This is a genomic window from Neisseria bergeri (assembly GCA_003044455.1).
Classification (GTDB): domain Bacteria; phylum Pseudomonadota; class Gammaproteobacteria; order Burkholderiales; family Neisseriaceae; genus Neisseria; species Neisseria bergeri.
The window spans coordinates 22,468-44,435 of record POWY01000005.1; the positions used below are offsets into that span (position 1 = coordinate 22,468).

Below are 21,968 nucleotides of genomic sequence, written 5' to 3' on the forward strand. Positions count from 1 at the left end.
CGCTCCTAGCCGCGATTCTATGATTTATCAAAGAAACTTCATCAAAGAACTCTCTTTTACCGCCGTCGGCATTTTCGTCGTCCTCTTGGCAGTGTTGGTCTCCACTCAGGCAATCAACCTGCTTGGCCGCGCAGCCGACGGGCGTGTCGCCATCGATGCCGTGCTGGCATTGGTCGGCTTCTGGGTAATCGGCATGACACCGCTTTTGCTGGTGTTGACCGCATTTATCAGTACGCTGACCGTATTGACCCGCTATTGGCGCGACAGCGAAATGTCGGTCTGGCTCTCCTGCGGATTGGCATTGAAACAATGGATACGCCCGGTCATGCAGTTTGCCGTGCCGTTTGCCATTTTGATTGCCGTCATGCAGCTTTGGGTGATGCCGTGGGCAGAGTTGCGCAGCCGTGAATATGCCGAAATTTTGAAGCAGAAGCAGGAATTGTCTTTGGTGGAAGCCGGCGAGTTCAATAACTTGGGCAAGCGCAACGGCAGGGTTTACTTCGTCGAAACCTTCGACACCGAATCGGGCATTATGAAAAACCTGTTCCTGCGCGAGCAGGATAAAAACGGCAACGACAACATCGTTTTTGCCAAAGAGGGCAATTTTTCGCTGACCGACAACAAACGCACGCTTGAATTGCGCGACGGCTACCGTTACAGCGGTACGCCAGGTAAAGCCGATTACAACCGCGTTTCTTTCCAACACCTCAGCCTGATTATCAGCACCACACCCAAACTTATCGACCCCGTTTCCCACCGCCGCACCATCCCGACATCCCAGCTCATCGGCAGCAGCAACCCGCAACATCAGGCAGAATTGATGTGGCGTATTTCCTTGACCGTCAGCGTTTTGTTGCTGTGCCTGCTTGCCGTGCCGCTTTCCTATTTCAATCCGCGCAGCGGCCACACCTATAATATCTTGATTGCCATCGGCTTGTTTTTGGTTTACCAAAACGGGCTGACCTTCCTGCGCAATGCCGTGGAAGACGGCAAAATCCATTTCTGGCTCGGACTGCTGCCCATGCACATCATCATGTTCGCCATCGCCGTCGTACTCCTGCGCGTACGCAGTATGCCCAGCCAGCCCTTCTGGCGGGCGGTTGGCAAAAGTCTGACATTGAAAGGCGGAAAATGAACCTGATTTCACGTTACATCATCCGCCAAATGGCGGTTATGGCGGTTTACGCCCTCCTGGCCTTCCTTGCCCTGTACAGCTTTTTCGAGATCATCAACGAAGTCGGCGACTTGGGCAAAGGCAGCTATAACGGCGCAAAATTGGGGCAGTATGTTTTCATGCAGATGCCTGCGCGCGCATATGAACTGATGCCGCTAGCCGTTTTGATCGGCGGCCTGATTTCCCTCAGCCAACTTGCCGCCGGCAGCGAACTGACCGTTATCAAAGCCAGCGGCATGAGCACCAAAAAGCTATTATTGGTTCTGTCGCAGTTCGGACTGATTTTTGCCCTTGCTACCGCCACACTCGGCGAATGGATCACCCCCGTCCTCAGCCAAAAAGCCGAAAACATCAAAGCCGCCGCCATCAACGGCAAAATCAGTACCGGCAATACCGGCCTTTGGCTGAAAGAAAAAAACAGCATTATCAACGTGCGCGAAATGTTGCCCGACCATACGCTTTTGGGCATCAAAATTTGGCAGCGCAACGATAAAAACGAACTGTCCCAAGCGGCAGAAGCCGAATCCGCCGTTTTAAATCCCGACGGAAGCTGGCAGCTGAAAAACATCCGCCGCAGCATATTGGGCGAAGATAAAGTCGAGGTCTCCACTGCCGCCGAAGAAAATTGGCCGATTTCCGTCAAACGCAACCTGATGGATGTATTGCTCGTCAAGCCCGACCAAATGTCTGTCGGCGAATTGACCACCTACATCGACCATCTGGAAAAAAACAACCAAAATACCCAAGTCTATGCCATCGCATGGTGGCGCAAATTGGTTTACCCCGTCGCCGCCTGGGTCATGGCACTCGTCGCCTTCGCCTTCACCCCGCAAACCACCCGCCACGGCAATATGGGTTTGAAGCTCTTCGGCGGCATCTGCCTCGGCTTACTGTTCCACTTTGCCGGCAGGCTCTTCGGGTTTACCGCCCAGCTCTACGGCATCCCACCCTTCCTCGCCGGCGCACTGCCTACCATAGCCTTCGCCCTGCTCGCCGTTTGGCTGATACGCAAACAGGAAAAACGTTGAACAAATGCCGTCTGAACCTCTCTTCAGACGGCATTTGTTTTCATTGACACATTCCCTCAGACAGATAGCCGTTCCCTATTGCATTACCTGTCATAACAGTTCCATTTTTGTTAAAACTAGTCTATGATAGCAGTGCAAATATTGTTTACAATATTTAACGCAAATCATTTGCAACCGGACAAAAGAAAAACAGAAAAAGGAACAAAGAGATGTTAGAAGCCTATCGTAAAGCCGCCGCCGAGCGCGCCGCCCTCGGCATTCCCGCCCTCCCTTTGAACGCGCAGCAAACCGCCGATTTGGTCGAGCTGCTGAAAAATCCGCCCGCAGGCGAAGGCGAATCCTTGGTCGAACTGCTTGCCCACCGCGTACCGCCCGGCGTGGACGATGCCGCCAAAGTCAAAGCCTCATTCCTGGCTGCCGTTGCCGAAGGCAGCGCATCCAGCCCCTTGATTTCCCCCGAATATGCGACCGAACTGTTGGGCACGATGCTCGGCGGTTACAATATTCACGCCTTAATCGAACTCTTGGACGACGACAAACTCGCGCCCATTGCCGCCAAAGGCTTGAAACATACGCTTCTGATGTTCGATTCCTTCCACGATGTTCAGGAAAAAGCCGAAAAAGGCAACAAATACGCGCAGGAAGTTTTGCAATCTTGGGCAGATGCCGAATGGTTCACTTCTCGCGCCAAAGTTCCCGAAAAAATCACCGTTACCGTCTTTAAAGTCGACGGCGAAACCAATACGGACGACCTCTCTCCCGCGCCCGACGCGTGGAGTCGTCCCGATATTCCGCTGCACGCGCTGGCGATGCTGAAAAACCCGCGCGACGGCATCAACCCCGACAAACCGGGCGAAGTCGGTCCGATTAAACTGTTGGAAGAACTCAAAGCCAAAGGTCATCCTGTTGCCTACGTCGGCGACGTGGTCGGTACCGGTTCTTCACGCAAATCCGCGACCAACTCCGTCATTTGGCATACAGGCGAAGATATTCCGTTCGTACCGAACAAACGTTTCGGCGGCGTATGCCTGGGTGGCAAAATTGCGCCGATTTTCTTCAATACTCAAGAAGACTCCGGCGCACTGCCGATTGAAGTCGATGTTTCCGCGCTGAAAATGGGCGATATCGTCGATATTCTGCCTTATGAAGGCAAAATCGTGAAAAACGGCGAAACCGTTGCCGAGTTCAGCCTGAAATCGCAAGTATTGCTGGACGAAGTGCAAGCCGGTGGCCGTATTAACCTGATTATCGGTCGCGGTTTGACTGCCAAAGCGCGCGAAGCCCTGAAACTGCCTGCCTCTACTGCATTCCGTCTGCCTCAAGCACCTGCTGAAAGCAAAGCCGGTTTCACGTTGGCTCAAAAAATGGTTGGTCGCGCCTGCGGTTTGCCGGAAGGTAAAGGCGTGCGTCCGGGTACTTACTGCGAACCGCGCATGACGACAGTCGGCTCGCAAGACACTACCGGCCCGATGACCCGCGACGAGTTGAAAGACTTGGCTTGTTTGGGCTTCTCCGCCGATATGGTGATGCAGTCTTTCTGCCACACCGCCGCCTATCCGAAACCTGTCGATGTGAAAACCCATAAAGAACTGCCCGCCTTTATTTCCACCCGTGGCGGCGTGTCCCTGCGTCCGGGCGACGGCGTGATTCACTCGTGGCTCAACCGCCTGCTGCTGCCCGATACTGTCGGCACCGGCGGCGACAGCCACACCCGATTCCCCATCGGTATTTCCTTCCCAGCCGGTTCCGGCTTGGTCGCTTTTGCCGCAGCCACCGGTGTCATGCCGCTCGATATGCCTGAGTCCGTACTGGTACGCTTCAGCGGCAAACTGCAACCGGGCGTAACCCTGCGCGATTTGGTGAACGCCATTCCGCTTTACGCGATTAAACAAGGCTTGCTGACCGTTGCCAAAGCCGGTAAGAAAAACATCTTCTCCGGCCGCATCCTCGAAATCGAAGGCCTGCCTGATTTGAAAGTGGAACAAGCCTTTGAATTGACCGACGCATCCGCCGAACGCTCCGCCGCCGGCTGTACCGTGAAGCTCAACAAAGAGCCAATTATCGAGTACATGAAATCCAACGTCGTGTTGATGAAAAACATGATTGCCAACGGCTATCAAGACCCGCGCACTTTGGAACGCCGCATCAAAGCCATGGAAAAATGGCTGGCAAATCCCGAGTTGCTCGAAGCGGATAAAGATGCCGAATACGCTGCCGTGATCGAAATCAATATGGACGACATCAAAGAGCCGATTATCGCCTGCCCGAACGACCCGGATGACGTATGCTTTATGTCCGAACGCTCCGGCACCAAAATCGACGAAGTGTTCATCGGTTCGTGCATGACCAATATCGGCCACTTCCGCGCCGCCTCCAAACTTCTGGAAGGCAAGGCAGACACCCCCGTCCGCCTGTGGATTGCGCCGCCGACCAAAATGGACGCGAAGCAATTGTCCGACGAAGGACACTACGGCGTACTCGGACGTGCCGGCGCGCGTATGGAAATGCCGGGTTGCTCCTTATGTATGGGTAATCAGGCGCAAGTACGCGAAGGTGCGACCGTTATGTCCACCTCCACCCGCAACTTCCCGAACCGCTTGGGCAAAAACACCTTTGTTTACCTCGGTTCGGCGGAATTGGCGGCGATTTGCTCCAAACTGGGTAAAATCCCGACCGTTGAAGAATATCAAGCCAATATCGGCATCATCAACGAACAGGGCGATAAAATCTACCGCTATATGAACTTCAACGAAATCGACAGCTACAACGAAGTAGCCGAGACCGTGAATGTTTGATTCCCGTCATCCGTATGAAGTAAGGGATTGACCGCAATGCCGTCTGAACAACCTTCAGACGGCATTGCAACATTCCGCTAACCCTTCTTTCCGCAAACGCTGCAAATACGGCGTTCACTCCCCCACATAAAGGAAACGACAGTGAACCTGAAAAACCGCCATTTTCTGAAACTTTTAGACTTCACGCCGGAAGAAATCACCGCCTACCTCGACCTTGCCGCCGAATTGAAAGCCGCCAAAAAGGCAGGGGGCGAAGTGCAGCGGATGAAAGGGAAAAACATCGCCCTGATTTTTGAAAAAACCTCTACTCGGACACGCTGTGCGTTTGAAGTCGCCGCACGCGACCAAGGCGCGGGCGCAACCTATCTGGAACCGTCCGCCAGCCAAATCGGGCACAAAGAAAGCATCAAAGACACGGCGCGCGTCTTGGGCAGGATGTACGATGCCATCGAATATCGCGGCTTCGGTCAGGAAGTTGTTGAAGAATTGGCGAAATATGCAGGCGTACCCGTATTTAACGGACTGACCAACGAGTTCCACCCCACACAAATGCTTGCCGATGCACTGACTATGCGCGAACATAGCAGCAAACCTTTGAACCAAACCGCGTTTGCCTACGTCGGCGACGCGCGTTACAACATGGGCAATTCCCTGCTGATTTTGGGTGCGAAACTCGGCATGGACGTGCGTATCGGCGCACCGCAAAGCCTGTGGCCGTCTGAAGGCATTATTGCCGCCGCACACGCCGCCGCCAAAGAAACCGGCGCAAAAATTACCCTGACCGAAAACGCGCATGAAGCCGTCAAAGGTGTCGGTTTCATTCATACTGACGTATGGGTCAGCATGGGCGAGCCGAAAGAAGTCTGGCAGGAACGCATCGATTTGCTGAAAGATTACCGCGTTACGCCCGAACTGATGGCGGCATCGGGCAATCCGCAGGTCAAATTCATGCACTGCCTGCCCGCCTTCCACAACCGAGAAACCAAAGTCGGCGAATGGATTTACGAAACCTTCGGGATGAACGGTGTGGAAGTTACAGAAGAAGTATTCGAAAGCCCTGCCAGCATCGTGTTCGACCAAGCGGAAAACCGTATGCACACGATTAAAGCGGTAATGGTCGCGGCTCTGGGCGACTGACAGAACTGTACCTGTTTAAATTCATCCGCAACACAGATACCGTCTGAACACGATGTTCAGACGGTATCCATATATAGTGGATTAAATTTAAACCAGTACGGCGTTGCCTCGCCTTGCCGTACTATTTGTACTGTCTGCGGCTTCGTCGCCTTGTCCTGATTTAAATTTAATCCACTATAAAAAAACTGCCTACACGATGTGTAGGCAGTCCCGTTTGAAAACAATCAGTTTTTGTCTTGATCAACCAATTTGTTGGCAGTAATCCAAGGCATCATGGCACGCAGTTGTGCGCCAACTTTTTCAACTTGGTGGTCGGCATTCAGACGGCGGCGGGCAGTCATAGACGCGTAGTTGACGTTACCCTCTTGGATAAACATTTTCGCGTATTCGCCGGTTTGAATGCGTTTCAGGGCATTGCGCATGGCTTCTTTGCTGGAAGCATTGACCACTTCAGGACCGGTAACGTATTCGCCGTACTCCGCATTGTTGGAAATGGAGTAGTTCATATTGGCAATACCGCCTTCGAAAATCAAATCAACGATGAGCTTCATTTCGTGCAGACATTCGAAGTAAGCCATTTCAGGCGCGTAACCGGCTTCGGTCAGGGTTTCAAAACCCGCCTTGATCAACTCGACCACGCCGCCGCACAATACGGCTTGTTCGCCAAACAGATCGGTTTCGGTTTCTTCGCGGAAAGTGGTTTCAATCACACCGCCTTTGGTGCCGCCGTTGGCAGCCGCATAAGACAGGGCGATGTCTTTGGCTTTGCCGGAATTGTCTTGGTAAACGGCAATCAGAGAAGGCACGCCGCCGCCGCGTTTGTATTCACTGCGTACGGTATGGCCCGGACCTTTGGGGGCAACCATAATCACGTCCAAGTCGGCACGCGGAACGATTTGGTTGTAGTGCACGTTGAAGCCGTGTGCAAATGCCAGCGTTACGCCTTCTTTCAGATTGGCTGCAACTTCGGCGTGATAGACGGCAGGCATGGTTTCGTCAGGCAGCAGCAGCATAACGACATCGGCTTCTTTGGTCGCTTCAGCAACGGTTTTAACGACATGACCGGCTGCTTCGGCTTTCTTCCAAGAAGAGCCTTGGCGCAGACCGATCACCACGTTTACACCCGAATCTTTCAGGTTGGCGGCATGGGCATGACCTTGCGAACCGTAACCGATGATGGCAACGGTTTTGCCTTTGATCAGGGACAGGTCGGCATCTTTATCGTAATAGACTTGCATTTGATTTCCTTTGAATAAAATGAGTTCCGGCTTTGTGTTGAGAATGCCGGACGGTTGGATTGAGGGTAAAGGGTTAAACGGGGATATCTTCCATCAAAACAATTTCGAGCGCATCGGTTTTGCCGTCGATGGCTTTAACGAAACCTTGAAAATGTTCGCTGGCATTGTGCGCATCGATGGCAGCCTGAGATTTCCAGTTTTCAACGAAAACAAAACGGTTCGGTTTGCCGATTTCCTGATGGAGGTCATAGCTGATGTTGCCCTCTTCCGCGCGGCTGGCTTTGACCAGGCTTTGGAACAAGGGTTTCAGCGTTTCCGTGTATTCGGGTTTGACGGTAACCAGTGCGACAATTTTAATGTTCGACATAAATCTCTCCTGCCGTTCGTTTTTCAGACGGCATTCAAATACCGTGCCGTCTGAAAGGTTACGGCGTTAAATTTTCAAAATACGCTCACCGCGACCGATGCCGGCCGCGCCTGTGCGTACGGTTTCCAAAATTTGGGCGCGTCCGACCGTTTCCAAAAAGGAATCCAGCTTGTCTGTCGAGCCAGTAATTTCAATCGTATAGCTGCGGTCGGTTACGTCGATGATGCTGCCCCGGTAGATTTCAGTCAAGCGTAAAAATTCGTCGCGGTCTTTGCCGGCGGCACGGACTTTTACCAACATCAGTTCGCGTTCGACAAAACGACTTTCATTCAAATCGACCACTTTAATCACTTCAATCAATTTGTTGAGTTGCTTGGTGATTTGTTCGATAACCTGCTCGTCGCCGTGGGTAACGATGGTCATACGGGACAGGGTTTTGTCTTCGGTCGGCGCAACCGCCAAAGAATCGATATTGTAATCGCGTGCAGAGAACAAACCGACCACGCGGCTCATCGCACCTGATTCGTTTTCGATCAGAACAGATAAGATATGTCGCATTTGCCTCTCCTTACGCCTTTCCGTCCGCACGCATATGCGGCGGAAGTACCATTTCGTCCAAACCTTTGCCGTTGCCGACCATGGGCATCACATTCTGTTTCTGGTCGGTCAGGAAGTCGATAAACACCAGCCTGTCTTTTTGGTTCAATGCTTCCAACAACGCACCTTCCACATCAGACTTCTTGTCCACGCGGATACCGATATGGCCGTATGCCTCGGCAAGTTTGACGAAATCGGGCAAAGAATCGAAATAGGTTTCCGACTCTCGTCCGCCGTAATATATTTCCTGCCACTGGCGTACCATACCGAGATAACCGTTGTTCAGCGTAATGACGTTAACCGGAATCCGATATTGGAAACAGGTGGACAACTCTTGGATGTTCATCTGGATCGAGCCGTCGCCGGTAATACAGAATACGTCTTGATCCGGGGCAGCAAGTTTCGCACCAATCGCATAAGGCAGACCTACGCCCATCGTACCCAAACCGCCGGAATTGAGCCATTGGCGCGGACGTTCGAAGGGATAATATTGAGCCGCAAACATTTGATGCTGCCCTACATCCGATGTGATGATTGCCGAATTGCCGGTAATCTCGGCAAGCTTCTGAATCACATATTGGGGTTTGATAATTTCGCTGCCGTTGTCAAACCACAAGCAATCTCGGGAACGCCATTCCTCTATGGTTTTCCACCATTTGCCCAAAGCATCTTCAGACGGCATGGACTCTTGTTTTTGCCACAGCGCAACCATCTCGGACAAAACGTTTTTCACGTCGCCGACAATCGGAATATCCACCTTCACGCGTTTGGCGATGCTGGAAGGGTCGACATCAATATGGATAACCTTCTTCGCCTTCTCGAAAAATTTGGACGGTACGGAAACCACACGGTCGTCAAAACGCGCACCTACGGCCAGAACGACATCCGCATTCTGCATGGCAAGGTTTGCCTCGTAAGTACCGTGCATACCGAGCATACCGAGGAATTGGCGGTCGCTGGAAGGATAAGCACCCAAGCCCATCAGCGTACCCGTACACGGAGCACCCGTCATTCGGACAAATCGGGTCAGCTCTTCAGAAGCATTACCCAACACCACGCCGCCGCCAAAATAGACGACCGGACGTTTGGCAGATGCCAACATCTGCACGGCCTTTTTAATCTGACCAATATGCCCTTGAACAACCGGTTGATACGAACGGATAAAAATGTCTTCCTGAGGATAGCTGAATTTCGCCATCGCCTGCGTAACATCTTTCGGGACATCGACCACCACGGGCCCCGACCGGCCGCTTGCGGCAATTTGGAATGCCTTTTTAATGGTTTCCGCCAACTCATTGATGTCCGTAACCAGGAAATTGTGTTTGACGCACGGACGGGTAATGCCCACCGTATCAACTTCTTGGAACGCATCCGTACCAATCAGGGAATTGCCTACCTGTCCGCTGATGACCACCATCGGAATCGAATCCGTATAGGCAGTAGCAATACCGGTCAGCGCATTGGTAACGCCCGGACCGGATGTAACCAATGCCACGCCCACCTTACCGCTGACGCGCGCATACGCATCTGCCGCGTGTACTGCCGCCTGCTCATGGCGGGTAAGAATGTGTTTGAATTTATTGAGTTGGAACAGGGCATCGTAGATTTCGATAACCGCACCACCGGGATAACCGAAAACGTACTCGACGCCTTCGGCTTTGAGACTCTGCACTATGATTTGTGCGCCTGATAACTGCATAACGACCTCTTTTATACGGTTTCAAACCAATAGGGACAAACCGCTTTGCCACAGCACCTGTAATGCAATCCCACCAAGCAGCGATTTAGGGTACGCGCATTGGAAGAACACGGCAACAGACGGATTATCCAATCAATTGGAAAGGAACACAGAGTTTGTGAAAAAGAGTAGAAACGATAACGCAAACCGACAGTTCAATCAAGAAAAATCTTTCATCTTTTAATATTTTTTGAAGACGGAGAAATTATTGATTGATTTTAAAAGAATAAAATCAGGAGCGCCTTTTTTGAAAGATGAAAATTGTTGACAGTTTGCATGAGGGCAGATGTGAAAAAACCCTTCTTCGGTATCAAGAATTTTAAAATTTACAGGGTTTCATCCCAATTAAAGACTCGGGATATTGATTGAACTTGATTTTATAGTGGATTAACTTTAAACCAGTACGGCGTTGCCTCGCCTTGCCGTACTATTTGTACTGTCTGCGGCTTCGTCGCCTTGTCCTGATTTAAATTTAATCCAATATATTTTTGATATATCAAAAATATTCCCAACCATACTTCCTGAAAATAGCTCATTGCACCGGACTGTATTGGGCGGCATTGACAGAACCAAGAGGGCTAACAACGACTTAAGATATTGATTGTATTTAGTCTTATCTATTTCAGTAAATAGCAATAGACAAAAAAATAACCGCTATAAAGCGGTTGTGGTGCCCAGGGTCGGACTCGAACCGACACACCTTGCGGCGGGGGATTTTGAGTCCCCTGCGTCTACCAATTTCGCCACCTGGGCCAGTGAAGAAGTCGCCATTATAATGGCTTTTGAGATTCTGTAAACCTTTTTTTGAAATTATTTTATCTGTTTTTATTTTGTTTTTTGATTTTAAATAAAATTTTTATTATTTTAATCTTGCTGTGCTTTCCGCTTCAAAGCATTCTGTATGATTCGGCAATTCCTGCCGTACGGACAATGTAAAAAATACTACATTAAATCTGCCAAACGCGTTAAGATGGAAATATTCAAATTCCGTACAAATCAGGTTTTTCTATTTATTCTTGGGAGATTGTCATGTTTTCTGTACCGCGTTCCTTTTTGCTGGGCGTTTTCGCACTTGCCTCGCTTGCCGCCTGCAAACCTCAAGACAACAGTGCGGCGCAAGCCGCTTCTTCAAGTGCATCCGCGCCGGCTGCGGAAAATGCGGCAAAACCGCAAACACGCGGTACGGATATGCGTAAGGAAGACATCGGCGGCGATTTCACGCTGACCGACGGCGAAGGCAAGCCTTTCAGCCTGAGCGATTTGAAAGGCAAGGTCGTGATTCTGTCTTTCGGCTATACGCACTGTCCCGATGTCTGCCCCACCGAGCTGCTGACTTATAGCGACACGTTGAAGCAGTTGGGCGATCGGGCTAAAGATGTGAAAGTGGTGTTCGTCAGCATCGACCCCGAGCGCGATACGCCCGAAATCATCGGCAAATATGCCAAGCAGTTCAATCCGGACTTTATCGGTCTGACGGCAACGGGCGGCCAAAGCCTGCCGGTTGTCAAACAGCAATACCGCGTGGTTTCTGCCAAAGTCAATCAAAAAGAAGACGGCGAAAACTATTTGGTCGACCACTCTTCCGGTGCGTATCTCATCGACAAAAACGGTGAGGTTGCCATTTTCTCGCCTTACGGAAGCGAGCCGGAAACGATTGCCGCCGATGTGAGAACCCTGCTCTGATAAAACCGTATGCCGTCTGAACCGCCGATGCCTGTTCAGACGGCATTATTGTTTCAACCGACAAAGGACATCCAAACCATGCAGGATAATGCTTTGACCATCGCCTTATCCAAAGGGCGCATTTTTGAGGAGACGCTGCCGCTGCTTGCCGCTGCCGGCATTGTTCCGACTGAAGAGCCCGAAAAATCGCGCAAGCTGATTATCGGGACGAACCATGAAAACATCCGCCTTGTCATTGTCCGCGCAACCGATGTTCCGACTTATGTCCGCTACGGTGCGGCGGACTTCGGCATTGCGGGCAAAGACGTGCTGATCGAACACGGCGGCACGGGGCTTTACCGGCCTTTGAATTTGGAGATTGCCAAGTGCCGCATGATGGTTGCTGTGCGTAAAGGGTTTGATTACGAAGCAGCTTCGCAACCCGGATGCCGTCTGAAGATTGCCACGAAGTATCCCGAAACTGCCGCATCGCATTTTGCGGGCAAAGGCGTGCACGTGGACATTATCAAACTGTACGGCTCGATGGAACTTGCGCCGCTGGTCGGCTTGAGCGATGCGATTGTGGACTTGGTTTCGACGGGCAACACCTTGAAGGCAAACGGCTTGGAGGCAGTCGAACACATCGTCGACATTTCCAGCTACCTGGTGGTCAACAAGGCTGCTTTGAAAACGAAATACGCGCTGCTGGAGCCGATTATTCAGGCGTTCGGCGGCGCAGTGAAGGCGAAGTGAGCATTCATTTGAATAAAGATGCGTTTTCAGACGACCCTATCCGTTCCCGCCGACAGGTCGTCTGAAAATATCATCGGCAGTAAACTGTATAGGAGAAGTTAAAATGGTTGCAAAAATAAAAAAATTCTCAGATTCAACCCTTTCCGTTTTGAATAACGGCGAGCGTCGATTTTATGTCTATTGTCTGACCGACCTGAAAAAAGACAAAATCCTCTACATCGGCAAAGGCTGCGGTAATCGTATCTTCGAGCATGAATGGGTTGCTAGTCGTTCACAAGACCCAGTCTCCGGCGAGATTATCGATCGGAAACTCAAAGCCATCTCCAAATGCAAGAAACTCGGTCGCTATATCATCAGCTATCATCTGACTGAGGTCGAAGCGCTCGCCGCCGAATCTGCCTTAATTCATTTTGTTAAATCTGTCTTGGGTAAAAAACTCAAAAATAAAATTGCCGGGCATGGTCCGGGTGGTATTAGCGTAGAAGAACTAGATCGCCGCTTTGGATTCTCTTCTCTCCCACTTGATAAGATTAACCCCGACGGGCTGATTCTCGCCATCAAAATCCACAATGCTTTCGATTTAGATACTGACGAAGAATTAGACTACCTTTTCGACAACCAAGACGATGCCAACCTCAAATCGCGTACGTTGGGCAACTGGGTTATCGGTAAAGATGTTGCTTCAAAAGTGAAATACGTTATCGGCGTTCACACCGGTCTGCAAAACGCTGTTGTCAGTGCGTACGAAGTGGACGGTTTTGAAACAATGACTGAGGAAACCAAAAACGGCAGAAAACAAACCCGTTACCGTTTCCGTACTACCTCTCGTAGCGAAGAGGTATTAGCCAAACTCGGTCTGCAACAAAAATGCCTGCCCGAATTGAAGTTTGGTAGTGGGGGAGAAAAAGCGTATATCAGACCCAAAACAGAGACAGAAACTGAACAAGAGAATATTCAGACGACCCCCAATCCAAAAATAAAAAAGGAAAAAACCAAATCATGAAAAAACTCAACACCCAATCACCCGATTTCCAAGCTAAACTCAAAGCCCTGCTGGCTTTTGAAACCGCGCAAAACCCCGAAACCGAACGCATCGTTGCCGACATTTGCGCCGATGTGCAAAAGCGCGGCGATGCGGCTTTGATTGAATACACCAACAAATTCGACCGGGCAAACGCTCAAAGCATCAATGATTTAATACTCACGCAAGCCGATTTGAAAGCCGCGTTCGAGCGCATTCCGAACGACGTTCAGACGGCATTGCGGATTGCCGCCCGCCGTGTCGAAAGCTACCACCAACGCCAAAAAATGGAATCGTGGAGCTACACCGACGAAGACGGCACGCTGTTGGGGCAACAGATTACCCCGCTTGACCGCGTCGGTATTTACGTCCCCGGCGGCAAGGCGGCATATCCGAGTTCCGTCATCATGAACGCGATGCCCGCCCACGTCGCAGGCGTGAAAGAAATCATTATGGTTGTCCCCACGCCCAAAGGTGAACGCAACGACATCGTGCTTGCCGCCGCATACGTCGCCGGTGTAACCAAAGTCTTCACCGTCGGCGGCGCGCAAGCCATCGCCGCCCTCGCCTACGGCACGGAAACCATCCCCCAAGTCGATAAAATCACCGGCCCGGGCAACGCCTTCGTCGCCGCCGCCAAACGCCGCGTGTTCGGCGTGGTCGGCATCGACATGGTAGCTGGGCCGTCTGAAATCCTGGTCATCGCCGACGGCATGACACCCGCCGATTGGGTGGCGATGGATTTGTTCAGCCAGGCCGAACACGACGAAATTGCCCAAGCCATCTTAATCGGCACGTCGCAAACGTATCTCGACGAAATAGAAGCCGCCATGAACCGCCTGATCGAAACCATGCCGCGCCGCGACATCATCAAAGCCTCGCTCGGCAACAGGGGCGCGATGATACTCGCCAAAGACTTGGACGAAGCCTGCGAAATCGCCAACTACATTTCCCCCGAACACTTGGAACTGTCAGTCGAAAACCCGCAGGAATGGGCGAAAAAAATCCGCCACGCCGGCGCGATTTTCATGGGACGCTACACTAGCGAAAGCCTCGGCGACTACTGCGCCGGCCCCAACCACGTCCTGCCCACCAGCCGCACCGCACGCTTTTCCTCGCCTTTAGGGACATATGATTTCCAAAAACGCTCCAGCCTGATTCAGGTTTCGGAACAGGGTGCGCAAAAATTAGGCGAAACCGCCAGCGTGCTGGCACACGGCGAAAGCCTGACCGCCCACGCCCGCGCAGCAGAGTTCCGTATGAAATAATGCCGAAACGGCGTACAGGCATATTCCAACCATTAAGGAAACACGATGAAATCCGTCCGACACCTCATCCGCGACGACATACGGGCTATGTCGGCATATCAGATTGCCGACGTTCCGCCCAGTTTTGCCAAACTCGATGCGATGGAAAGCCCCGCCCATCCTTTCGAGGGGCACGAAGCCCTGATGCGGGAATGGCGGGCGCAACTGGCATCCGCCCCCATCCACCTCTATCCCGACCCCGCAAAGAGCGGTTTGCAGGAAGCATTGCGTTCGGCGTTCGACATCCCTGACTGCGCCGCCGTCGCCTTAGGCAACGGTTCGGACGAGCTGATACAGTTCATCACCATGCTGACCGCCAAACCGGGCGCGGCAATGTTGGCAGCCGAACCCGGTTTCGTCATGTACCGCCACAATGCCGCCCTTTACGGTATGGATTATGTCGGCATTCCATTGAACGGAGATTTCACCCTCAACCTGCCCGCCGTCCTCGAAGCCGTCAGGAAGCACCGCCCTGCCCTGACCTTTATCGCCTACCCGAACAACCCGACCGGCGTATGTTTCGCGCGTGCCGAAATCGAAGCCGTCATCGAGGCCTCAGACGGCATCGTCGTGGTCGACGAAGCCTACGGCGCATTCAACGGCGACAGCTTCCTGCCTCAGGCAGGCAGGATTCCCAACCTGATAGTCTTACGCACCCTCAGCAAAATCGGTTTTGCCGGACTGCGTATCGGTTATGCGGCAAGCTGTCCCGAAGTCATCGGCGAATTGCAAAAAATCCTGCCGCCCTACAATATGAACCAACTGAGCCTGACCACCGCCAAACTCGCCCTGCAACACTACGGCATCATCTCTGCCAACATCGACAGCCTGAAAAACGAACGCGAACGGATGTTCGCCGAATTGGGCAAAATATGCCGTCTGAACGCCTTTCCAAGTCAGGCAAACTTCATTACCATACGCGTACCCGATGCCGATTTGTTGTTTGACACGTTCAAACAAAACCGCATCCTGGTCAAAAAACTGCACGGCGCACACCCGCTTTTGGAACACTGCCTGCGTATTACCGTAGGCAGCCCCGCACAAAACGATGCCGTTCTCGACATCATCCGCCAACTTTACTGCCAACCAACGGATTTCCTATGAATTTGACTAAAACACAACGCCACCTGAACAACTTCCTGACCCTCGCCCAAGAAGCAGGTTCGCTGTCCAAGCTCGCCAAACTCTGCGGCTACCGCACCCCCGTCTCACTTTACAAACTCAAACAACGCCTTGAAAAGCAGGCAGAAGACCCCGACGCGCGCGGCATCCGTCCCAGCCTGATGGCAAAACTCGAAAAACACACCGGCAAACCCAAAGGCTGGCTCGACAGAAAACACCGCGAACGCACTGTCCCCGAAACCGCCGCAGAAAACACCGGAACTGCCGAAACCCAAATTGCCGAAACCGCATCCGCTGCCGGCTGCCGCAGCGTTACCGTCAACCGCCATACCTGCGAAACCCAAATTACCGTCTCCATCAACCTCGACGGCAGCGGCAAAAGCAGGCTGGATACCGGCGTTCCCTTCCTCGAACACATGATCGACCAAATCGCCCGCCACGGCATGATCGACATCGACATCAGCTGCAAAGGCGACCTGCACATCGATGACCACCACACCGTCGAAGACATCGGCATCACACTCGGACAGGCAATCCGGCAGGCACTCGGAGACAAAAAAGGCATCCGCCGCTACGGACACGCCTACGTCCCGCTCGACGAAGCCCTCAGCCGCGTCGTCATCGACCTTTCCGGCCGCCCCGGACTCGTGTACAACATCGAATTTACCCGCGCCCTGATTGGACGTTTCGATGTCGATTTGTTTGAAGAATTTTTCCACGGCATCGTCAACCACAGTATGATGACCCTGCACATCGACAACCTCAGCGGCAAAAACGCCCACCATCAGGCGGAAACCGTATTCAAAGCCTTCGGGCGCGCCCTGCGTATGGCAGTCGAACACGACCCGCGCATGGCAGGGCAAACCCCCTCGACCAAAGGCACGCTGACCGCATAACACCCAAAAACAGGCCGTCTGAAGCGCAGGAAGCCTTCAGACGGCATCAAAGCACCCGCAACAAAGGAGAAACACTATGTCCGCAGAAACATACACACAAATCGGCTGGATAGGCTTAGGGCAAATGGGCCTGCCTATGGTAACGCGGCTCTTGGACGGCGGCATCGGAGTCGGCGTATACAACCGCTCGCCCGGCAAAGCCGCCACCTTAGTTGAAAAAGGCGCAAAAGTTTACGGCAGCACCGCCGAACTCGTCCGCGACTATCCCGTCATTTTCCTGATGGTTTCCGACTATGCCGCCGTGTGCGACATCCTGAACGGAGTCCGCGACGGATTGTCCGGCAAAATCATCATCAATATGAGCACCATCTCCCCGACCGAAAACCTCGCCGTCAAAGCACTTGTCGAAGCCGCAGGCGGACAGTTTGCCGAAGCCCCAGTTTCCGGTTCGGTCATGCCCGCCACCAACGGCACGCTGCTGATTCTCTTCGGCGGCAGCGAAGCCATTTTAAACCCGCTGCAAAAAATATTTTCCCTCGTCGGCAAAAAAACCTTCCACTTCGGCGAAGTGGGCAAAGGCTCGGGCGCGAAACTCGTCTTGAACTCGCTCTTGGGCATTTTCGGCGAAGCGTACAGCGAAGCGATGCTGATGGCGAGGCAGTTCGGCATCGATACCGACGACATCGTCGAAGCCATCGGCAGCTCGGCAATGGACTCGCCCATGTTCCAAACCAAAAAATCCCTGTGGGCAAACCGCGAATTTCCGCCTGCCTTCGCCCTCAAACACGCCTCCAAAGACCTCAACCTCGCCGTCAAAGAGCTTGAACAGGCAGGCAACACCCTGCCCGCCGTCGAAACCGTTGCTGCCAGCTACCGCAAAGCAGTCGAAGCCGGCTACGGCGAACAGGACGTTTCCGGCGTTTACCTGAAATTGGCAGAACGCTGATTGCCTTTTCCAAACACAATGCCGTCTGAAGCCCAAAAGCGTTTCAGACGGCATTTTTATTGCCCCACGCTTGAAATCAGTCCCGATTATGACTATATAGTGGATTAACAAAAATCAGGACAAGGCGACGAAGCCGCAGACAGTACAAATAGTACGGAACCGATTCACTTGGTGCTTCAGCACCTTAGAGAATCGTTCTCTTTGAGCTAAGACGAGGCAACGCCGTACTGGTTTTTGTTAATCCACTATAATCCGCACAAATTTAGTCAATATCGAGACCAATTATGAACCGACTCGACCAACTTGGAACCCGTATCAACCTGATTTGCAATGTCTTCGACAAATGGATCGGGCAGCAGGATTTGAATTACAACCTCTTTGCCGTACTTTATACCTTGGCAACCGAAGGCAGCCGCACGCAAAAGCATATCGGTGAAGAGTGGAGTCTGCCCAAACAGACCGTTTCAGGCGTATGCAAAACCCTTGCCGGACAAGGGTTGATCGAATGGCAGGAAGGCGAACAGGACCGGCGCGAACGGTTGCTGTCGCTGACCGAAAAAGGCAAAGCCCATGCCGCACCTTTAACAGAAAGTGCGCAAAAATTCAGCGACAAAGTATTTGCCACATTCGGCGACAAGCACACAACCCGGCTGTTTGCCGATTTGGATGCACTGGCGGAAGTGATGGAAAGAACAATCTCGGAAAATAAAAAATAGGGGGACAAATATGTGGAAAATGTTGAAACACATAGCCAAAACCCACCGCAAGCGTCTGCTCGGCACGTTTTCTCTGGTCGGACTGGAAAACCTTTTGATGCTGGTGTATCCGGTGTTTGGCGGCTGGGCGATCAATGCCGTAATTGCGGGGAAGGTGTGGCAGGCGTTGCTGTACGCTTTGGTTGTATTTTTGATGTGGCTGGTCGGTGCGGCGCGGCGGATTGCCGATACGCGCACGTTTACGCGGATTTATACCGAAATCGCCGTGCCGGTCGTGTTGGAACAGCGGCAGCGGCAAGTCCCGCATTCGACGGTAACTGCGCAGGTTGCCCTGTCGCGTGAGTTTGTCAGCTTTTTTGAAGAACACCTGCCGATTGCCGCAACATCCGTCGTATCCATATTCGGCGCGTGCATCATGCTGCTGGTGCTGGAATTTTGGGTCGGTGTGTCAGCGGTGGGCATACTTGCGTTGTTTTTATGGCTTTTGCCACGTTTTGCCACCATTAGCGAAAACCTGTATTTCCGCCTGAACAACAGCTTGGAACGCGACAACCACTTTATCCGAAAAGGCGACGAGCGGCAGCTGTACCGCCATTACGGACTGGTTGCGCGCCTGCGTGTGCTGATTTCCAACCGCGAAGCCTTCGGCTATCTCTGCGTCGGCGCGGCGATGGGTATTTTATTCAGCTTTGCTTTTGTGATGATGACGCTCAAAGGCTACGGCAGCGCGGGGCATATTTATTCGGTCGGCACTTATCTGTGGATGTTTGCCATGAGTTTGGACGACGTGCCGCGATTGGTCGAACAATATTCCAATTTGAAAGACATCGGACAACGGATAGAGTGGTCGGAACGGAACATCAAAGCCGGAACTTGAAAAATGCCGTCTGAACACGCTTCAGACGGCATTTCCATCCGTTCGGCAAACTACATCACATCCGCCCGCCGGTTGACAAGTTTGGCAAACAACTTTTCAACAGAAGCTTCCGCCTGCAAACCGATGCGCTGGATCAGGCTTTGCTTCTCCTGATATTTCACTTCTATAATCTGCTTGTTATCAACCTCTTTCAACAGCAAATCATCACTAGTCGAAATACTGTCAACCAGATTCAGCTCCAACGCCTGCCGACCGAACCAATGCTCGCCCGTTGCCACTTTCTCAATATCCACTTGAGGGCGGTTCTCGCTGACAAACTGCTTGAACAACTGATGCGTTTCCTCCAGTTCCTGCCGGAATTTCTGTTTGCCCTTTTCCGTATTTTCACCCATAAAGGTAACCGTACGCTTAAACTCACCTGCCGTCATCACATCCACATCGATATCATGTTTTTTCAACAGGCGGTGGATATTCGGCACTTCCGCTACCACACCCACCGAACCGACAATCGCAAACGGAGCGGAAACAATTTTATCCGCCACACACGCCATCATATAGCCGCCGCTTGCCGCGACCTTATCGACGGCGACGGTCAGCGGAATATTGCGTTCGCGCAAACGCCTAAGCTGCGAAGCCGCCAAACCGTAACCGTGAACGACACCGCCCGGACTTTCCAATCTGAGCAGAACCTCATCTTCAGGCTTGGCAATCGAAAGCACCGCCGTAATCTCATGACGCAAGGATTCTACGGCGTGTGCATACAAATCGCCGTCAAAATCCAACACAAAAAGGCGGGATTTTTGCGTTTCGGCAGATTTCTCCCCACCCTCCTTCAAACGCTTTTTCTCTGCTTTGGCTTCCGCCTTTTCCTTTTTCTTTTCTTCTTTTTCCTGATGTTTTGCCTCTTCCCCGCTTAAAAAGAATGCTTCAAACGATTGCCGCTGTTTTTTATAATTTTCCGAAAAATCCGTCAGTACGACACTGCCGCTTTCCGACTGTTTCTTACTCTGTACGATAGCCAACACAATCAGCGCAATTGCGCCGAACACGGTAAGCAGTTCGAGCAGGAAAATACCGTAATTCAGTAAAATTTCTTTCCACATTGATTGGATTTCCTCTTGTTCAGGCATGAACATATCAATATTGTCCATCCCCGTCCGACAGATAAAAAAATAACCGCTTGGAGCGGTATTGTTATTTTCAGCTTGGTGCCCGGAGCCGGAATCGAACCGGCACGGGATGTTTAGTCCCGACGGATTTTAAGTCCGTTGTGTCTACCTATTTCACCACCCGGGCATTTGTGAAAGGTGGAGGCGGGGGCGCGGATTTTAACCGGCCTGTATGAAGATTGCACTCCTCATAGCATAAACACTCTGCCACCCCGCCGTAATATATATGGAGGCGAGAGTCGGAATCGAACCGGCGTAGACGGATTTGCAATCCGCTGCATAACCACTTTGCTATCTCGCCTAAAACTGGCTTATCTAAAAACTTGGAGCGGGAAACGAGTCTCGAACTCGCGACCTCAACCTTGGCAAGGTTGCGCTCTACCAACTGAGCTATTCCCGCGCGTTCAAACATATCGGCTTTTGGAGCGGGAAACGAGTCTCGAACTCGCGACCTCAACCTTGGCAAGGTTGCGCTCTACCAACTGAGCTATTCCCGCGTTGATACGTTTGAAATAAAACTTGGAGCGGGAAACGAGTCTCGAACTCGCGACCTCAACCTTGGCAAGGTTGCGCTCTACCAACTGAGCTATTCCCGCAATGATTACGGAAGAATGAAATTTTTGGAGCGGGAAACGAGTCTCGAACTCGCGACCTCAACCTTGGCAAGGTTGCGCTCTACCAACTGAGCTATTCCCGCCCGATTTCACTCTCCGATATCGAAGAAGACGCAATTATTATGGATTCTGTTTTTACCGTCAAGCTATTTTTATGTTTTTTTCAGGCAATTTCTTTCCATGCCATTTTCAGATAATACAGCATCGACCAAACCGTCAGCAAAGATGCGATAAACATCAATACGTTGCCGATAACAACAAGATTAAATCCGTAAAAATCGGGAAAATTCAGCAGCAAAAAGAAAATCGCCAGCATTTGCGCGGCGGTTTTGAACTTGCCGATGGTGGCGACGGCAACGCTGCTCCTTTTTCCCATTTGCGCCATCCATTCGCGCAATGCGGAAATGGTAATTTCCCTGCCGATAATGATCATCGCGAACAAGACATAGGTCCGATCGAGTTTGACCAGCAAAAGCAGCGATACGGCAACCATCAGCTTGTCGGCGACGGGGTCGAGGAATGCGCCGAAATCGGAAGTCTGTTTCCACAACCTTGCCAAAAATCCGTCAAACCAGTCGGTCAAGGCGGCAACGGCAAAAATGACGGCGGCGGCAAGATTGATCGTTTCCTCTTCAAACCATGAAAAAGGCAGGTAGAACAGGGAAATCAAGACGGGAATAAGCAAGACCCTCAACCATGTGAGGAAGATGGGGATGTTCCAAGGCATCGGTTTTCTCTGTGCGGACTGTAAAATTATGATTATAACGGTTATCCTCATAACCCAAAACGTAAAATTTCCGCATAGTCATTC

Annotated in this window: 19 protein-coding genes, 7 tRNA genes and 1 pseudogene; 13 read left to right on the plus strand and 14 right to left on the minus strand. The window is 51.8% G+C overall.

The window, feature by feature from the left end; all coding sequences use genetic code 11:
• Positions 1 to 19 precede the first annotated feature (19 nt).
• The 4 genes from lptF to DBY86_RS06545 all read left to right on the plus strand — a co-directional run bounded on the left by lptF (position 20) and on the right by DBY86_RS06545 (position 6,134).
• Positions 20 to 1,135: an LPS export ABC transporter permease LptF gene (gene lptF / locus DBY86_RS06530; RefSeq protein WP_107819367.1), complete on the plus strand. Its 1,116-nt coding sequence runs from the start codon at positions 20 to 22 to the stop codon at positions 1,133 to 1,135.
• Positions 1,132 to 2,202, plus strand: a complete 1,071-nt coding sequence (lptG, locus tag DBY86_RS06535; RefSeq protein ID WP_107819368.1) for an LPS export ABC transporter permease LptG — start codon at positions 1,132 to 1,134, stop codon at positions 2,200 to 2,202. Before lptF ends, lptG begins: the two co-directional genes overlap by 4 nt.
• Positions 2,203 to 2,411: 209 nt before the next feature.
• Complete coding sequence (gene acnB, locus DBY86_RS06540) at positions 2,412 to 4,997, plus strand: bifunctional aconitate hydratase 2/2-methylisocitrate dehydratase (protein WP_107819369.1); 2,586 nt, start codon at positions 2,412 to 2,414, stop codon at positions 4,995 to 4,997.
• A gap of 141 nt (positions 4,998 to 5,138) precedes the next feature.
• Complete coding sequence (locus tag DBY86_RS06545; RefSeq protein ID WP_107819370.1) at positions 5,139 to 6,134, plus strand: ornithine carbamoyltransferase; 996 nt, start codon at positions 5,139 to 5,141, stop codon at positions 6,132 to 6,134.
• 68 nt (positions 6,135 to 6,202) lie between these two features.
• On the opposite strand, the pseudogene DBY86_RS13010 reads toward DBY86_RS06545, so the two are convergent.
• The 6 genes and pseudogenes from DBY86_RS13010 to DBY86_RS06570 all read right to left on the minus strand — a co-directional run.
• Positions 6,203 to 6,313: pseudogene (locus DBY86_RS13010) on the minus strand (IS5/IS1182 family transposase); the annotation flags it as partial.
• Between the two features lie 45 nt (positions 6,314 to 6,358).
• Positions 6,359 to 7,372 carry a ketol-acid reductoisomerase gene (gene ilvC / locus DBY86_RS06550; RefSeq protein WP_107819371.1) on the minus strand — a complete coding sequence of 338 codons (1,014 nt, stop codon included), beginning with the start codon at positions 7,370 to 7,372 and terminating at the stop codon, positions 6,359 to 6,361.
• A 73-nt stretch (positions 7,373 to 7,445) separates the two neighbouring features.
• Positions 7,446 to 7,739, minus strand: a complete 294-nt coding sequence (locus tag DBY86_RS06555; RefSeq protein ID WP_107819372.1) for a putative quinol monooxygenase — start codon at positions 7,737 to 7,739, stop codon at positions 7,446 to 7,448.
• 66 nt (positions 7,740 to 7,805) lie between these two features.
• Positions 7,806 to 8,297, minus strand: a complete 492-nt coding sequence (gene ilvN, locus DBY86_RS06560; protein WP_002212817.1) for an acetolactate synthase small subunit — start codon at positions 8,295 to 8,297, stop codon at positions 7,806 to 7,808.
• Between the two features lie 10 nt (positions 8,298 to 8,307).
• Positions 8,308 to 10,035 (minus strand): biosynthetic-type acetolactate synthase large subunit, encoded by a 1,728-nt coding sequence (ilvB, locus tag DBY86_RS06565; protein WP_107819373.1) that lies wholly within the window; start codon positions 10,033 to 10,035, stop codon positions 8,308 to 8,310.
• Positions 10,036 to 10,742: 707 nt separating this feature from the next.
• Positions 10,743 to 10,827, minus strand: a tRNA-Leu gene (locus DBY86_RS06570).
• Positions 10,828 to 11,103: 276 nt separating this feature from the next.
• Here DBY86_RS06570 and DBY86_RS06575 point away from each other — a divergent pair.
• From DBY86_RS06575 to DBY86_RS06615, 9 genes are all read left to right on the plus strand, one after another.
• Entirely contained in the window at positions 11,104 to 11,757 is a 654-nt protein-coding gene (locus DBY86_RS06575; protein WP_025457746.1) for an SCO family protein, read from the plus strand.
• Positions 11,758 to 11,835: 78 nt separating this feature from the next.
• Complete coding sequence (hisG, locus tag DBY86_RS06580) at positions 11,836 to 12,489, plus strand: ATP phosphoribosyltransferase (RefSeq protein WP_107819374.1); 654 nt, start codon at positions 11,836 to 11,838, stop codon at positions 12,487 to 12,489.
• Between the two features lie 103 nt (positions 12,490 to 12,592).
• Entirely contained in the window at positions 12,593 to 13,492 is a 900-nt protein-coding gene (locus DBY86_RS06585) for an LEM-3-like GIY-YIG domain-containing protein (RefSeq protein WP_107819375.1), read from the plus strand.
• Positions 13,489 to 14,778, plus strand: coding sequence for a histidinol dehydrogenase (gene hisD, locus DBY86_RS06590; RefSeq protein ID WP_107819376.1), 1,290 nt, complete (start codon positions 13,489 to 13,491; stop codon positions 14,776 to 14,778). Before DBY86_RS06585 ends, hisD begins: the two co-directional genes overlap by 4 nt.
• A gap of 45 nt (positions 14,779 to 14,823) precedes the next feature.
• Positions 14,824 to 15,921 (plus strand): histidinol-phosphate transaminase, encoded by a 1,098-nt coding sequence (hisC, locus tag DBY86_RS06595; protein WP_107819377.1) that lies wholly within the window; start codon positions 14,824 to 14,826, stop codon positions 15,919 to 15,921.
• Positions 15,918 to 16,835, plus strand: a complete 918-nt coding sequence (gene hisB, locus DBY86_RS06600) for an imidazoleglycerol-phosphate dehydratase HisB (RefSeq protein WP_199901059.1) — start codon at positions 15,918 to 15,920, stop codon at positions 16,833 to 16,835. The genes hisC and hisB overlap by 4 nt, the downstream gene beginning before the upstream one ends.
• 76 nt (positions 16,836 to 16,911) lie before the next feature.
• A complete protein-coding gene (locus DBY86_RS06605; protein WP_107819378.1) occupies positions 16,912 to 17,781 on the plus strand; it encodes an NAD(P)-dependent oxidoreductase in 870 nt (289 codons plus the stop codon).
• A gap of 284 nt (positions 17,782 to 18,065) precedes the next feature.
• Positions 18,066 to 18,497 (plus strand): MarR family winged helix-turn-helix transcriptional regulator, encoded by a 432-nt coding sequence (locus tag DBY86_RS06610; protein WP_107819379.1) that lies wholly within the window; start codon positions 18,066 to 18,068, stop codon positions 18,495 to 18,497.
• Between the two features lie 10 nt (positions 18,498 to 18,507).
• Entirely contained in the window at positions 18,508 to 19,374 is an 867-nt protein-coding gene (locus DBY86_RS06615; RefSeq protein WP_107819380.1) for an ABC transporter six-transmembrane domain-containing protein, read from the plus strand.
• Positions 19,375 to 19,424: 50 nt separating this feature from the next.
• Here DBY86_RS06615 and sohB read toward each other — a convergent pair whose 3' ends face one another.
• From sohB to pgsA, 8 genes are all read right to left on the minus strand, one after another.
• The gene (gene sohB, locus DBY86_RS06620) at positions 19,425 to 20,477 is read right to left on the minus strand and encodes a protease SohB (protein WP_107819451.1); all 1,053 of its coding nucleotides are present in this window, start codon (positions 20,475 to 20,477) and stop codon (positions 19,425 to 19,427) included.
• 103 nt (positions 20,478 to 20,580) lie between these two features.
• A tRNA-Leu gene (locus DBY86_RS06625) sits at positions 20,581 to 20,670 on the minus strand.
• A gap of 100 nt (positions 20,671 to 20,770) precedes the next feature.
• Positions 20,771 to 20,844 (minus strand) — tRNA-Cys (locus tag DBY86_RS06630).
• Positions 20,845 to 20,867: 23 nt separating this feature from the next.
• A tRNA-Gly gene (locus tag DBY86_RS06635) sits at positions 20,868 to 20,943 on the minus strand.
• Positions 20,944 to 20,964: 21 nt separating this feature from the next.
• Positions 20,965 to 21,040 (minus strand) — tRNA-Gly (locus DBY86_RS06640).
• Between the two features lie 23 nt (positions 21,041 to 21,063).
• Positions 21,064 to 21,139, minus strand: a tRNA-Gly gene (locus tag DBY86_RS06645).
• Positions 21,140 to 21,164: 25 nt separating this feature from the next.
• Positions 21,165 to 21,240 (minus strand) — tRNA-Gly (locus tag DBY86_RS06650).
• Between the two features lie 80 nt (positions 21,241 to 21,320).
• Entirely contained in the window at positions 21,321 to 21,884 is a 564-nt protein-coding gene (pgsA, locus tag DBY86_RS06655; protein ID WP_107819381.1) for a CDP-diacylglycerol--glycerol-3-phosphate 3-phosphatidyltransferase, read from the minus strand.
• Between the last annotated feature and the right edge of the window lie 84 nt (positions 21,885 to 21,968).

What these genes read in the sequence shown, in the direction of transcription:
- hisD (WP_107819376.1), top strand. Translation starts at nt 13,489, where the DNA reads ATGAAAAAACTCAACACCCAATCACCCGATTTCCAAGCTAAACTCAAA.
- DBY86_RS06615 (WP_107819380.1), top strand. Translation starts at nt 18,508, where the DNA reads ATGTGGAAAATGTTGAAACACATAGCCAAAACCCACCGCAAGCGTCTG.
- DBY86_RS06585 (WP_107819375.1), top strand. Translation starts at nt 12,593, where the DNA reads ATGGTTGCAAAAATAAAAAAATTCTCAGATTCAACCCTTTCCGTTTTG.
- acnB (WP_107819369.1), top strand. Translation starts at nt 2,412, where the DNA reads ATGTTAGAAGCCTATCGTAAAGCCGCCGCCGAGCGCGCCGCCCTCGGC.
- pgsA (WP_107819381.1), bottom strand. Translation starts at nt 21,884, where the DNA reads ATGCCTTGGAACATCCCCATCTTCCTCACATGGTTGAGGGTCTTGCTT.
- DBY86_RS06555 (WP_107819372.1), bottom strand. Translation starts at nt 7,739, where the DNA reads ATGTCGAACATTAAAATTGTCGCACTGGTTACCGTCAAACCCGAATAC.
- DBY86_RS06575 (WP_025457746.1), top strand. Translation starts at nt 11,104, where the DNA reads ATGTTTTCTGTACCGCGTTCCTTTTTGCTGGGCGTTTTCGCACTTGCC.
- DBY86_RS06610 (WP_107819379.1), top strand. Translation starts at nt 18,066, where the DNA reads ATGAACCGACTCGACCAACTTGGAACCCGTATCAACCTGATTTGCAAT.
- DBY86_RS06605 (WP_107819378.1), top strand. Translation starts at nt 16,912, where the DNA reads ATGTCCGCAGAAACATACACACAAATCGGCTGGATAGGCTTAGGGCAA.
- sohB (WP_107819451.1), bottom strand. Translation starts at nt 20,477, where the DNA reads ATGTGGAAAGAAATTTTACTGAATTACGGTATTTTCCTGCTCGAACTG.
- hisC (WP_107819377.1), top strand. Translation starts at nt 14,824, where the DNA reads ATGAAATCCGTCCGACACCTCATCCGCGACGACATACGGGCTATGTCG.
- hisB (WP_199901059.1), top strand. Translation starts at nt 15,918, where the DNA reads ATGAATTTGACTAAAACACAACGCCACCTGAACAACTTCCTGACCCTC.
- hisG (WP_107819374.1), top strand. Translation starts at nt 11,836, where the DNA reads ATGCAGGATAATGCTTTGACCATCGCCTTATCCAAAGGGCGCATTTTT.
- ilvC (WP_107819371.1), bottom strand. Translation starts at nt 7,372, where the DNA reads ATGCAAGTCTATTACGATAAAGATGCCGACCTGTCCCTGATCAAAGGC.
- ilvN (WP_002212817.1), bottom strand. Translation starts at nt 8,297, where the DNA reads ATGCGACATATCTTATCTGTTCTGATCGAAAACGAATCAGGTGCGATG.
- lptF (WP_107819367.1), top strand. Translation starts at nt 20, where the DNA reads ATGATTTATCAAAGAAACTTCATCAAAGAACTCTCTTTTACCGCCGTC.
- ilvB (WP_107819373.1), bottom strand. Translation starts at nt 10,035, where the DNA reads ATGCAGTTATCAGGCGCACAAATCATAGTGCAGAGTCTCAAAGCCGAA.
- lptG (WP_107819368.1), top strand. Translation starts at nt 1,132, where the DNA reads ATGAACCTGATTTCACGTTACATCATCCGCCAAATGGCGGTTATGGCG.